At 60.8% G+C, this 12,865-nt stretch carries 14 protein-coding genes and 1 tRNA gene; 10 read left to right on the forward strand and 5 right to left on the reverse strand.

Annotated elements, in window-relative coordinates:
- Positions 1-117: 117 nt before the first annotated feature.
- A complete protein-coding gene (locus IV89_RS07950; protein ID WP_005853809.1) occupies positions 118-702 on the forward strand; it encodes an HNH endonuclease in 585 nt (194 codons plus the stop codon).
- A 26-nt stretch (positions 703-728) separates the two neighbouring features.
- Here the strand turns inward: IV89_RS07950 and xth are convergent, their stop codons facing one another.
- Complete coding sequence (gene xth / locus IV89_RS07955) at positions 729-1,511, reverse strand: exodeoxyribonuclease III (RefSeq protein WP_037944404.1); 783 nt, start codon at positions 1,509-1,511, stop codon at positions 729-731.
- Between the two features lie 349 nt (positions 1,512-1,860).
- On the opposite strand from xth, the gene IV89_RS07960 reads away from it, so the two are divergent.
- A complete protein-coding gene (locus IV89_RS07960) occupies positions 1,861-2,091 on the forward strand; it encodes a hypothetical protein (protein WP_037944403.1) in 231 nt (76 codons plus the stop codon).
- Between the two features lie 55 nt (positions 2,092-2,146).
- A complete protein-coding gene (locus IV89_RS07965) occupies positions 2,147-3,238 on the forward strand; it encodes a hypothetical protein (RefSeq protein ID WP_037944402.1) in 1,092 nt (363 codons plus the stop codon).
- 83 nt (positions 3,239-3,321) lie between these two features.
- Here the strand turns inward: IV89_RS07965 and IV89_RS07970 are convergent, their stop codons facing one another.
- Positions 3,322-3,645: an iron-sulfur cluster assembly accessory protein gene (locus IV89_RS07970; RefSeq protein ID WP_009824761.1), complete on the reverse strand. Its 324-nt coding sequence runs from the start codon at positions 3,643-3,645 to the stop codon at positions 3,322-3,324.
- Positions 3,646-3,729: 84 nt separating this feature from the next.
- On the opposite strand from IV89_RS07970, the gene IV89_RS07975 reads away from it, so the two are divergent.
- From IV89_RS07975 to IV89_RS08005, 7 genes are all read left to right on the forward strand, one after another.
- Positions 3,730-4,872 (forward strand): deoxyguanosinetriphosphate triphosphohydrolase, encoded by a 1,143-nt coding sequence (locus IV89_RS07975; protein WP_005853804.1) that lies wholly within the window; start codon positions 3,730-3,732, stop codon positions 4,870-4,872.
- A 63-nt stretch (positions 4,873-4,935) separates the two neighbouring features.
- Entirely contained in the window at positions 4,936-6,678 is a 1,743-nt protein-coding gene (gene argS / locus IV89_RS07980; protein ID WP_037944401.1) for an arginine--tRNA ligase, read from the forward strand.
- Positions 6,679-6,753: 75 nt separating this feature from the next.
- Positions 6,754-7,758 carry an SPOR domain-containing protein gene (locus IV89_RS07985; protein WP_081858804.1) on the forward strand — a complete coding sequence of 335 codons (1,005 nt, stop codon included), beginning with the start codon at positions 6,754-6,756 and terminating at the stop codon, positions 7,756-7,758.
- Positions 7,758-8,762 (forward strand): beta-N-acetylhexosaminidase, encoded by a 1,005-nt coding sequence (gene nagZ, locus IV89_RS07990; RefSeq protein WP_037944400.1) that lies wholly within the window; start codon positions 7,758-7,760, stop codon positions 8,760-8,762. The genes IV89_RS07985 and nagZ overlap by 1 nt, the downstream gene beginning before the upstream one ends.
- Positions 8,755-9,540, forward strand: coding sequence for a ScpA family protein (locus tag IV89_RS07995; RefSeq protein ID WP_005853799.1), 786 nt, complete (start codon positions 8,755-8,757; stop codon positions 9,538-9,540). Before nagZ ends, IV89_RS07995 begins: the two co-directional genes overlap by 8 nt.
- Position 9,541: 1 nt before the next feature.
- Positions 9,542-10,195, forward strand: coding sequence for an SMC-Scp complex subunit ScpB (gene scpB, locus IV89_RS08000; protein WP_005853798.1), 654 nt, complete (start codon positions 9,542-9,544; stop codon positions 10,193-10,195).
- Positions 10,196-10,278: 83 nt separating this feature from the next.
- A complete protein-coding gene (locus IV89_RS08005; RefSeq protein WP_037944399.1) occupies positions 10,279-10,521 on the forward strand; it encodes a hypothetical protein in 243 nt (80 codons plus the stop codon).
- Between the two features lie 25 nt (positions 10,522-10,546).
- Here the strand turns inward: IV89_RS08005 and IV89_RS08010 are convergent, their stop codons facing one another.
- The 3 genes from IV89_RS08010 to IV89_RS08020 all read right to left on the reverse strand — a co-directional run bounded on the left by IV89_RS08010 (position 10,547) and on the right by IV89_RS08020 (position 12,862).
- The gene (locus IV89_RS08010; RefSeq protein WP_037944398.1) at positions 10,547-11,626 is read right to left on the reverse strand and encodes a 2'-deoxycytidine 5'-triphosphate deaminase; all 1,080 of its coding nucleotides are present in this window, start codon (positions 11,624-11,626) and stop codon (positions 10,547-10,549) included.
- 64 nt (positions 11,627-11,690) lie between these two features.
- Positions 11,691-11,767 (reverse strand) — tRNA-Pro (locus tag IV89_RS08015).
- 69 nt (positions 11,768-11,836) lie between these two features.
- Entirely contained in the window at positions 11,837-12,862 is a 1,026-nt protein-coding gene (locus IV89_RS08020) for a MerR family transcriptional regulator (RefSeq protein WP_037944397.1), read from the reverse strand.
- Between the last annotated feature and the right edge of the window lie 3 nt (positions 12,863-12,865).

The raw sequence follows: 12,865 nt of genomic DNA on the forward strand, positions 1-12,865 counted from the left end.
CTGCGACATCTTGTACCCGTTTGCGACTTGTCAGACGCAAACCACGAGATATAGTCGAAAGCATCAGCGGGGCTGTCCCGCTGGACCGGACGCGGAACGGCAAGGGGCTATCGAACAATGGACGGCGACTTTAGAACTGAATTCACCCGAAGCCCGGCAGGGCTGAAAAACAAACCGGCCCTTGTGCTGAACGCGGATTACAGGCCCTTGTCCTACTATCCGCTGTCGCTGTGGCCCTGGCAGGAAGCGGTGAAGGCCAAATGGCTGGATCGGGTGGATATCGTCGCTGAATATGACGACTATGTTCACAGCCCGTCGATGCAAATTCGCATCCCGTCGGTGGTCGTTCTCAAAGATTATGTCAAACCTCAAAAGCGCGTGGCCTTCACGCGCTTTAATTTATTTCTGAGGGACGAATTCTGCTGCCAGTACTGCGGTGCACGGGGGGATCTGACCTTTGACCATGTGGTGCCCCGTGCGGCGGGCGGTATCACAAGCTGGCAGAACGTTGTTGCGGCGTGTAGCCCGTGCAATCTGAAAAAAGGGTCCAAGGCGCTGCACCAGACCGGATTCCAGCTGCGCAAACCACCGCGCCAGCCGCAAGCCGAGGATCTGCGCAATATGGGCCGGAAATTCCCGCCCAACTACCTGCATGATAGCTGGATGGATTTTCTTTATTGGGACGCCGAGCTTCAGGCGTGATCTAGGGCCGCGCTTGTGCGTCCGCGTTAGAGGTCAAGCTCCACCCAGACGGGCACGTGATCGGAGGGTTTCTCGCGTCCGCGTACATCTTTGTCGATCTGGCAGTCGCGCAGGCTGTCGGCGATGGCAGGGCTCAGCAGGAAATGGTCGATACGGATGCCGTTGTTGCGGTTCCACGCGCCTGCCTGATAATCCCAAAAGCTGTAATGCCCCGGCCCTTGGGTCCGTGCGCGGAACGCCTCTGTCAGGCCAAGGGCCAGCAGACGTCGCCAGGCGGCGCGGGATTCAGGGCGAAACAACGCATCTTCCCGCCAGGCATCTGGCGTTGCCGCGTCTTCGGCCTGGGGGATGATGTTGAAGTCGCCGGTCAGCAGAAACGGTGTTTCCTCGGCCAAGAGTGCGCGCGCACGGTCTTCAAGACGCTGCATCCAGGCCAGTTTGTAATCGTACTTCGGGCCCGGCGCGGGGTTGCCGTTGGGAAGGTACAACCCACAAAGCCGAACCGAAGAATGATCGCCCACGACCGTTGCCTCGATATAGCGCGCCTGTTCGTCGCTGTCGTCCCCGGGCAGGCCACGGGTTACATCCTCAAGCGGGAGCTTTGACAGGATCGCGACTCCGTTAAAGGATTTCTGCCCGTGGGTCTCGACGTTATAGCCGCGATCCTCGAACAGCTCGCGCGGGAAGCCTTCGTCGACGGATTTGATCTCTTGCAGAATGGCGACGTCGGGCTGCGCTTCGTCGAGCCATTGGGGCAGGGCGTCGATCCGCGCTTTGATCCCGTTGATGTTGAACGTGGCGATTTTCATGGCGGCCCCCTGCATTGGTCCCCGCAGCTATCGCGCATACCGCAATATGGGGCAAGGGGGCTGCACCGGTTTGGGCAGGTTTCGCCTGCGATTCGAAGGAGAGCCGACGGTGCCCACGCCGCCGCGGGGCGCTTTGCCAGCGTTCCATTAAAATTGTAGCTATTGTGGAGAACACGGCATCGCCGCGTGGTTTCAACCGGATCAAAGACGCAGCGCATGTGGATGATTTACATCGTTAAAATGCGATCTTTTTACCGCCTAGGTCAAAGCCCTGAGGTGGTGATTGATGAAAGGAGTGCAGCTTGAGGTTTAGTTGCCGATTTCAAAATCACGCCAAAAAGGAAAACTCATGACCGCTATTGCTTACGTCGAAACTGCTTTCCCGAATGTTCAGGCCGGGGCGGCATCGCTCCATCAGGGGGCGGGGACAGGGCTTTATACCACCGGCTGTATCCGTGCAGGGCAAGACCCCCATTGCGACCACGGCACCGGGCTGTTCACCACAGGATCACAGTCGGGACCGCAGGCAGGCGGCATGGCGACTGGGGAGCTTACCGGTTTGTTTACCACCGGCTGCTAATCCAAACACACCCTGCGCTGGAACCGGCGCAGGGGTTTCTTGCCAAGGGGGGTCTATGTCGAATGTTATACCGCTTTCATCCGTACGTGCGCGCAATAGCGGTCGCAAACACGCCGATAGCGCCGCGATCAGCCGTATGTTTGCGGTGCAGCGACGCCGTGCGGGGGATGTGTTCTGGTTGAAGGAAAACGCGGAATGGCTGGGAATTCTGGCAAGCGCGGACATGCCTGTCCCGCCAGACGCTCTGGTGCCCTATGCGTCCTTCTATGACCGCATCGAAGAGACGATCCGCTTCTTTCCGCAGTACTACCGATTTTTCCTGTCCCTCGCGCTGGACCTTGAGGATCTGGGCTTGCCCGGCGACGCGGGGGAGCGGTTGGTGCATTGGGTCGCCCGTATGCGGCTGGCGGATGGGGAACTGTCTGACCTGCAACGCGCCGAAGCGCAGCGCCTGCTGGCGCGTCGGATGTCCGTGCCGCGCGACGACGCCCTGCAATCCCGCTTGCGCCGCTTTTTCACGCGATCCGAAACCTTTGCGCTGCCTAACAAGAAAGCATCCTATGAGCTGGCACATATCGTTTTCTATCTGTCAGACTACGGTCAGCGCGACCCCCAACTGCCGGCGACAGCGATCAGAAGCCTGAATTTTGCCGGTATTCTGGCGTATCTTGATCAGGATATGGATCTGCTGGCCGAGCTTTGTGTCGCGCTACGGTTTGCAGGCGCTGCGTCACCTGCACTGTGGAAGGATGCGGTTCAGTCCGCTGCACGTGCCTGCCGGATCGTACCGCAGCAGGGGGGCGGACCGGTGGACGGGTATCACGCATATCTGGTGACCGGCTGGGCCGCGCACATGTCCGGAGGGGCGGCATTTTGCCAACCGGTGCCACAAGGGGCTGTGGCCATCCGCTATACCCCGCCAAACGGGGCGCTGCAGGCGCTATCGGCGGCGCTTTTTGACATGGGAGAGACGCGGCAAGCGCAGTGGTCGCTTATGCGTGGACGGGTCATGAGGGCGCTAGACCCTGAGGCGCAAGAGATACTGACCGAGGCAGAGACGTCTTGCCCGCAATTTGAAGCGTTTTTCGCGCGGTTCGCGCGGGCACCGATCCCGGCAGTGGCTTCTATGGTGCAGCTACGGCACTAGAATGGCCTCATGCGGGCATGAGGCCAGCCTCCGGCGGGAGTTTACTTGGGCAAAATGAAGCGGGCGCGTGTATCGGGCACCTGTTACATCGAGAAAGACGTGCCGCAGCCGCAGGCGCTGGTGGCATTGGGGTTTTCGATCACGAAACGCGCGCCGATCAGCTCTTCCGAGAAGTCGATGACGGCATTGGCAAGAAAGGGCAGGGAGATGCTGTCGACCACAACTTTCTGGCCGGCCCCTTCAAGGATCAGGTCATCGTCTTTGGGATCATCCAGCGCGATGTCATACTGAAAGCCGGAGCAGCCGCCGCCCTCTACGGCGACGCGCAGGGCTTTGCCCTCTGCGGCGGCACCGATTTCGGCAAGGCGGTCAAAGGCGCGCGGGGTAACTTGGGGGGGCAGGTTCATTTTCGGGCTCCGGTGTGATCGGTTTCCATCTGTGTTGTCTTACAATATAGAAACCCGCAGGACAGGCCACAAGGACCACCGACTATGCGCGCTTCTTTTGCCTCTGATCCGGCATTGACCCGGGGACGGTTGATACCGGAAGAGGAAAGCACCTTTCGTTCCTGCTTTCAGCGGGACCGCGACCGGATCATCCACGCCAGCGCCTTCCGGCGGCTCAAGCACAAGACGCAGGTCTTTATCGAACATGAGGGCGATTACTATCGCACGCGGCTGACCCATTCGATCGAGGTGGCGCAGGTGGCACGCACGATCGCCGGTGCGTTGGGTCTGAATGCCGAGCTGACAGAGGCGGTCGCTCTGGCCCATGATCTGGGGCATCCGCCCTTTGGTCACACGGGCGAGGACGCGCTGGAAGCCTTGATGGCCCCCTATGGCGGGTTTGACCACAACGCCCAAGCCATCCGCATCGTCACCCATCTGGAGCGGCATTACGCGGATTTCGACGGGCTGAACCTGACTTGGGACACGCTGGAGGGGTTGGCCAAACATAACGGGCCGGTGACAGGAGAGCTGCCGTGGGCACTTGCGGCCTATGAGCGTCAGCATGATCTTGAGCTGGAGACATTCGCCAGTGCCGAGGCGCAGGTGGCGGCGATTGCCGATGATGTGGCATATAACCACCACGACCTGCATGACGGTTTGCGGGCCGAACTGTTCTCGACGGACGAGCTGGCCGAACTGCCGATCCTGAAGCAGAATTTCGCCGAAGTGGACAGGCTGTATCCCGGTCTGAACTACTATCGCCGCCGTCACGAAGCGCTGCGCCGTTTCTTTGGCGTGCTGGTGGAGGACGTGATCAGCGTCGCCCGGCACCGTCTGGCCGAGATGAAGCCCGAAACCGCCACCGATATTCGCATGGCCGGGCGCACGTTGATCCAGTTCTCCGATCCGGTTTTCCAGGATCTCAAGGTCATCCGCGCCTTTCTTTTTGACCGCATGTATCGCGCGCCATCCGTGGTGATCATGCGCAAGCAGGTCACGCAGGTGGTCGAGGATCTTTTCCCCTATTTCTGCGCGCATACGGACCAATTGCCCAAGCAATGGCGCAAGGATGTAGAGGACGCGGACGGCGATACGGCGCTTGCGCGGATCGTCAGCGACTATATCTCGGGGATGACAGATCGCTTTGCTTTGCAGGAACATGAGCGGTTGATCGTTAAAGGCTGAACCGCCCTTGATTATGGGCGCATATTCAGGTGATACACGGGGCCAAGTCGAAGGAACCCCGTTATGAACCTATTTGCCGATATCCGCAGCCTTGTGCTGTCCACCCTTGATACGCTGGTTGCCGACGGGTTTCTGCCCGAGGGGCTGAGCTTTGACGCCATTACCGTAGAGCCGCCGCGCGATGCGGCGCATGGGGATATGGCGACCAATGCCGCGATGGTACTGGCGAAACCGGCCCGTATGAAACCGCGCGATATCGCTGAAAAGCTGGCCGAAAAGCTGGCCGAGGATCCACGGATCACGGCGGCGGATGTGGCGGGCCCGGGGTTCTTGAACCTGCGGCTGAGTGCTGCGGTTTGGCAGGGTGTTGTCGGTGCCGTTCTGGGGCAGGGCACAGACTTTGGCCGGGGCGATCTGGGGCAGGGCAAGCGGGTCAATGTCGAGTATGTCTCGGCCAACCCGACGGGGCCGCTGCATGTGGGGCACACCCGCGGAGCGGTCTTTGGCGATGCGCTGGCATCCTTGCTGGATTTCGCGGGTTTCGATGTCACGCGTGAATATTACATTAACGACGGCGGCGCGCAGGTCGATGTTTTGGCGCGCTCTGTCTATCTGCGCTATCTCGAGGCGCATGGCCAAGAGGTCGCCTTTCCCGAAGGCACATACCCCGGCGACTATCTGATCGATGTGGGGGCCGCGCTGAAAGACAAGGTGGGCGACGCCTATATCGACGCCGATGAATCCGTCTGGCTTGAAGAGGTGCGCAACTTTGCCACCGACGAGATGATGAAGCTGATCCGCGATGATCTCGCCTCTCTCGGGGTGAAGATGGATGTGTTTTATTCCGAAAAGTCGCTTTATGGCACGGGCCGGATTGAATCCGCGATTGATGACCTGAAAGCCAAGGGGCTGATCTATGAGGGCGTGCTTGAGCCGCCAAAAGGCAAGAAGCCCGAGGACTGGGAGCCGCGCGAGCAGACCCTGTTCAAATCCACCGCCCATGGTGATGACGTTGACCGTCCGGTGATGAAGTCCGACGGCGGCTGGACCTATTTCGCGCCCGATATCGCGTATCACTACGACAAGGTGCAGCGTGGCTTTGACATGCTGATCGACGTCTTTGGCGCGGATCACGGCGGCTATGTCAAACGGATGAAAGCCGCTGTTTCGGCGCTGTCCGAGGGGTCGGTGCCGCTCGACATCAAGCTGACGCAGCTGGTCAAGCTGTTCAAGAACGGCAAGGAATTCAAGATGTCCAAACGGGCAGGGACATTCGTCACCCTGCGCGATGTGGTTGATCAGGTGGGCCCTGATGTGACGCGTTTTGTCATGCTGACCCGCAAGAATGACGCGATGCTGGACTTTGACTTTGCCAAGGTGCTGGAACAGTCGCGTGAGAATCCGGTGTTCTACGTTCAATATGCCCATGCGCGTGTGCATTCTGTCCTGCGCAAGGCGGCAGAGGCGGGGGTCGACACGGATATGGAAACCTTGCAGCGTGCCGACCTGAGCCAGCTTGACCACGAAGCAGAGCTGAAATTGGCGCAAAAGCTGGCCGAATGGCCCCGGATGGTAGAGACCGCGGCGCGCAGCAACGAACCGCACCGGATCGCCTTTTATCTCTACGAGCTGGCGGGCGATTTCCACGGGCTGTGGAACCGCGGTAACGACGTGCCTGAACTGCGTTTCCTGCAGGATGATGCGGCCCTGTCCCAGTCAAAAATCGCGCTGGCCCAAGCCGCAGCGATTGTAATTGCGTCAGGTCTTGGTATTCTTGGGGTCAAGCCAGCGGAAGAGATGCGATAACGCACCATTGCTGGTCAGGCAGGTTCAAAAAACAGACCCGCGCGGGTGATATCTGACGCGGGCAGTGAGGCAGAAATGGCAGATTACACGTCCTCCTCCCAGGGTGGGGGGTACTCCTTTGAACATGACGCAGGGTTGGCACCGCAAGTTGCGGCCAAGCCCTTGACCAAGTTTGCAAATTTCGCGGGCGCGGCGCTTTCCATCACCCTAATCGTCGGCATCGGGGTCTGGGGCTACAAGCTGCTGGTGCGCGATGTTACCGGCATTCCGGTGGTGCGTGCGGCCCAAGGCGATATGCGCGTGCGGCCCGAAAATCCTGGCGGCCAACTGGCGGACAATCAGGGTCTGTCGGTCAATGCTGTGGCCTCTGAAGGGACGGCGAACCAATTCGCGGAACAGCTGATTTTGGCCCCGAAGCCACTGGATCTGGAAGAAGAAGACCAGCCCATTCCCGTCGCGATGGTTGCACCTGCGCAACAGGCACCAACGCAATCATCGCCTGCGGCTGACGTGGCAGAGGCGTTGAAAAACGGCGATGTGGACGATCTTGTCGCCTCTCTCACCGATGGGGTGGAACCACTGGAAGACGAAGAAGACGGCACCGCCCTGCCAGAGCCGATGAACGCAAGTGCCACGATGGATGTCGACCCGCTTGAGATGGCGGTGTCGAACGCGGTGGCCGTTGCCATGGGCGAAGAGCCGGGCGTCCGCGCATCCTTGCGTCCTCAAACGCGCCCCGGTGGCCGTGCCGTTGCGACCAAGGCGTCGTTTGAACCTGCACCGGTTGCCGCCGCCGAAGTGAAAGAGCTTTCGCCCGACAGCCTGCCCACAGGTACGCGTCTGGTGCAGCTTGGCGCATTCGATTCACCGCAGATCGCACGGGCGCAATGGGTCCGTCTGAACGCGCGTTTCGGGGCCTATATGGAAGGCAAGGACCGCATCATCCAAGAGGCCAGCAGCGGCGGGCGCACCTTCTACCGTTTGCGTGCGCATGGGTTCTCGGACATCGCGGATGCGCGACGCTTCTGTTCGGCGCTGGTTGCTGAAAACACCGACTGCATTCCCGTCGTTACACGCTGATGCGATACGGGGCGACGATACTGGACGCGTCGGGGCTTCGGCTGACGGCGCAGGAAAAGGCGTTGTTTCGCGCCGTAAAGCCCTTTGGGTTCATTCTCTTTGCGCGCAATATCGACACGCCGGATCAGGTCCGCGCGCTGTGTGATGAGCTGCGCGAGGCGGCGGGCCACGAGGCTGTTATCACCGTTGACCAAGAAGGCGGGCGGGTGCAGCGTTTGCGCGCACCACATTGGCGCGACTGGACGGCACCGCTGGACTTCGTGCAAGCGGCAGGCCCCAACGCGGCAGAGGCAATGTATCTGCGCTTTCGACTGATCGCGGACGAGCTGCACCGCGTGGGCATCGACAGCAATTGCGCGCCGATGGTCGATGTCGCCGGGGCGCAAACCCACGCATTTCTACGCAACCGCTGTTACGGCACGACGCCCGATGCGGTGGCAGCTTTGGGCCGTGCGGCGGCAGATGGCATGCTGGCGGGGGGCGTCTTGCCCGTGGTCAAACATATGCCCGGACATGGGCGCGCCACGATGGATAGTCATTTTGACTTGCCGCAGGTTGATGCGCCGCGTGCCGCGTTGGACACCCATGATTTCGCCCCGTTCAAGGCGTTGAACGACCTGCCGATGGGGATGACGGCGCATTTGGTCTATGACGCGATTGATCCGCGCCCTGCCACACTGTCGCCCGTGATGATGCAGCTGATCCGCGAGGATATCGGCTTTGATAACCTGATCATGACGGATGACATCTCGATGAAAGCATTGACGGGCGAGGTGGATGCCATCGCCGCCGGTGCCTTGGCCGCAGGCTGTGATGTGGTGCTGTATTGCAACGCCACACTTGAGGATCGCACCCGTGTTGCCGATGCTGCCGGAGAGATGTCCGAGGCCGCGCAAACACGTGCCGCGCGGGCCCTTGCCATGCGCCGGACGCCTGATGATGTTGACATTCCTGCCCTGACTGCAAAGCTCGACAGGCTTTTGGGCGGGACGGTATATGGCTGAAACGCAGTTGGAAGACGGGCAAACGAAAGTTGCTGAACGGCTCGCGGCCGAGGCGCTGATCGTGGATGTCGACGGGTTCGAGGGCCCGTTGGACCTGTTGTTGACCCTTAGCCGCACCCAGAAGGTCGACCTGCGCAAGATATCTGTGCTGCAACTGGCACGCCAATATCTGATGTTCGTGGACAAGGCCAAGGCGCTGCGGCTTGAGCTTGCGGCGGATTATCTGGTCATGGCTGCGTGGCTCGCGTTTTTGAAATCCCGTCTGCTGCTGCCGCCTGATCCGCAGGACGATGGCCCCTCGGGCGAGGAACTGGCCGCGCATCTGGCGTTCCAGCTGGAACGTCTGCAAGCGATGCGCGACGTGGCGGCCCAGCTGATGGCCCGTGACCAGTTGGGGCGCGACTTCTTTGCCCGCGGCCAGACGCAGGAAATGCGCCAGACCCGCCGCGTGACCTATACCGCGACCTTGCTGGACCTGATGCAGGGCTACGCGCGTATCCGCACGCGCGACGATTTCCGCCCCTTCGTGATGGACCGTGACAAGGTCTTTACGATGGAGCAGGCGCTGGAGCGGATGCGCGGCTTGATTGGCTTTTCTGGTGATTGGTCTGACCTGACGAGCTACATGCCCGACGGATGGGGCGAAGAGCCGGCAATGCGTCGCTCGGCCACGGCATCGACGTTTGCGGCGTCGCTTGAATTGGTAAAGGAAGGGCATCTGGAAATTCGCCAAGAGGGCGTGTTTGCCCCGATCCAGTTGCGTAAGAAGGATATCTGACGTGGCCGAACCCGTTGAACAAACAGAAGAAAGCCTGTTCGAGGCCCCGCCATTGGCCGAACAGGAGCGCATGATCGAAGCGATCCTTTTCGCCACCGCAGAGCCGATGACCCTGCGCGAGATCGCGGCGCGTCTGCCGCATGGCTGTGACCCTGCCGAAGCGATGGTGCATCTACGCAAACGCTACACCGGCCGCGGTGTGGAGCTGTGTCGCATCGGGGATGCCTACGCCATGCGCACGGCGGCGGATCTGGGGTATCTCATGCAACACGAAACGGTCGAGACGCGCAAACTGTCGCGCGCCGCGATCGAGACCTTGGCGATCATCGCCTACCACCAGCCCGCCACCCGCGCCGAGATCGAAGAGATCCGCGGCGTATCCGTATCGCGCGGCACGCTGGATCAGCTGCTTGAGCTGGACTGGATTCGCTTTGGCCGCCGCAAAATGACCCCCGGTCGTCCGGTGACCTTTGTCGTGACACAGGAATTTCTGGCCCACTTCGGTCTGGAAAGCCCCCGCGACCTGCCGGGGTTGAAGGAGCTCCGCTCTGCCGGATTGCTAGAAAGCCGCCCCGCCTTTGGCGAGATGCCCGGTGTCGACAGCGAAGAAGAGCCAGAAGCGACCGAGGGCCAGAGCGAGCTGTTCGAGGATTAATCCCGCAGGTGGCCTGAAAATCGCCGCAATAGGTGCTATATTGGCCTCAGACACAGTTTAACGCGCGGTAAAGAGGTCAGGACATGAACCAGATAATTAACATGATTATGCGTCGCGTGATGGGGCGTTTGATCAACAAAGGCGTTGATATCGGCTTTGATCAGGCGTCAAAGCTGGGCAAGGGGCGTCGGGCGTCGGTGGACCGTGACGGCAATCCTGTCCAACCAAGCGCCGAGGAAGTGGCCCGTCGTGACAGAAGCAGCCGCGAGCAGGGCAAACAGGCGCGCAATATGGTCAAGAATATGCGCAAGTTGACGCGTTTCTAACCCGCGCGATCAGGCGGTGCGAAGCTTAACGCGGCGCGCTGAAATGCTTGCTGAGCTTGAGACCCTGACCCTGGTAGTTCGACGCGATGCCCGACCCGTAAAGCTGGGTCGGGATGTCGGTCATTTTCTCATAGACCAACCGTCCGACAACCTGACCATGCTCCAGCACGAAAGGGGCCTCGTGGCAGCGGACCTCAAGTACGCCCCGTGATCCCGCACCCCCTGCAGAGGCATGGCCGAAGCCGGGGTCAAAGAAACCTGCGTAATGCACGCGGAATTCGCCCACCATCGCCAGATAGGGGGCCATCTCTGCGGCGTATTCTGGCGGAATGGTTACAGCTTCGCGGCTGACCAGAATGTAGAACGCACCGGGGTCGAGGATGATCTGACCGTTGTCGCTGTGGACCTCTTCCCAGTATTGCGCGGGGTCATAATGGCCGATCTTGTCCAGATCGATCACACCCGTATGCGGCTTGGCGCGGTAGCCGACCAGCGTGGTGTCAGGCAAGCGCAGATCAACCGAGAATCCCAGACCATCATCGATCACGGCCTCGCCATCCACCAGCGGGCTGTCGGCGTGCAATGCACGCAGCGCGGCATCGTCAAGCGTGGCGGCACCGGTGGAAAAACGAATCTGGTTCAGCCGCATGCCCGGACGTACGAGCACCGAAAAAGAGCGCGGACAAATCTCTGCGTAAAGCGGGCCGGTATAGCCCGGCGCGATGCGATCAAACTCGGTCCCGCCGTCGGTGATGGTGCGCGTGAGCAGGTCCAGCCGCCCGGTGGAGCTTTTGGCATTGGCTGCCGCAGAGGTGCCTTTGGGCAGGGCGAGGCTTTCCATCAGCGGGACAACGTAGACGCAGCCCTTTTCCAGCACCGCCCCATTCGTCAGGTCGACGCGGTGCATCTCGAACTCTTCCAGACGGTCGGCGACCTTGGCCCCATGCCCCGCAAGAAAAGACGCACGCACGCGGTAAGCCACTGTTCCTAGACGAAGATCAAGGCTCGCAGGCTGGATCTGGGCGCTGTCGACAGGCGGTGTGCCGATGATCTGACCCGAAGCGATCATGTCGGTGATATGCTGGTTGGGAACTACGCCGATCATATCCGGGCCTTTCAAATGCAAACACCCGCACCCATTAGGGTACGGGCGTTTGTTGTATGTCGGTTGGTCGGGCTAGCAGGACTCGAACCTGCGACCTTCCGTCCCCCAGACGGACGCGCTACCAGGCTGCGCCATAGCCCGACATGAGGCGTTTCATACCTGATAAAACCGTGCGTGCAAGGGGGAATTGTCGCAAATCGCACGCGCGGCTTAGACTTTTGTGCCGCGGACCACATCGGCCCGAATGGAATCGCGCAGTTCGCCCAAACGGTTAAGCAAAGGCGCGATATCGCGGGCCGAATCCTCGGGCAGATCGCGGCACAGCAGTGCAGCAGAAAGCACAGAGGGTTTGGCGGGGAAGTCTTCTTCTGCCGTCAGAGCCGGCAGATCGATGATACGCGGTTTGGGGCCTGAAACAACAGGGGCTTCCGGTGCCTCGTTGATCTCTGGCGCTTCGATGTCCTGCGTTTCCGCCTCCAGCGTTTCGGCGGTGCTGTCTTCCGGCGCTGCCTTCGGCGTGCTGTCGATGGTCGGCGCGGGCGCGTCCTGATCCGGGGCGCGTGTTTGCGTAGCGTCAGGGGCTTCGTCCGGCGTGTTATCGCTTGGCGGCACCGGTGCATCGGTCATCGGGTGGCGCAGGAAGCCGGGCAGGGTGGCACCGTCCTCCGCAGAGGTATCAGCGGGGGCAGTGGTTGTCTCCTCCGGCTCCGCCTCTGTCGCGTCGAGGGTCGGTTCGTCGGCAGGCAGGGGTGGGGTATCCTCGGCCGACACCTCGGGCGCGGAAGCGGCTTCTACATGTGTTTCGGGCGCTTCGACAGGCGCAGGCTTAGCCGCTTTGCTCCCGCGTTGCTCGAACGGGAGAACAACACCCTCGTGGGTCTGTTCTGCGTCCTCGTGCATCGGCGCGGGGGTCATGTCGATGGTGTCGCCACCAGCATCCAGATCATCCTGCGTGACCCCGTCAAGAGGCGCGGACAGGGCCGCGACATGGCCCATGCCTTCTTCGCGCAATACCTTCTGGACGCCTTTGATCGTCAGCCCGTCTTCATGCAGCAAGCGTTTGATGCCGCCAAGCAGCAGCATATCGTTGGGGCGATAGTATCGCCGCCCGCCGGCGCGTTTGATCGGTTTGACTTGCGTGAACTTGCTTTCCCAGAAACGCAGGACATGCGCCTGAATTTCAAGCCATTCTGCAACTTCGGAGATGGTTCTGAATGCGTCCGGAGACTTGGGCATTAG

The sequence above is a fragment of the Sulfitobacter sp. CB2047 genome, from assembly GCF_000735125.2.
GTDB lineage: Bacteria > Pseudomonadota > Alphaproteobacteria > Rhodobacterales > Rhodobacteraceae > Sulfitobacter > Sulfitobacter pontiacus.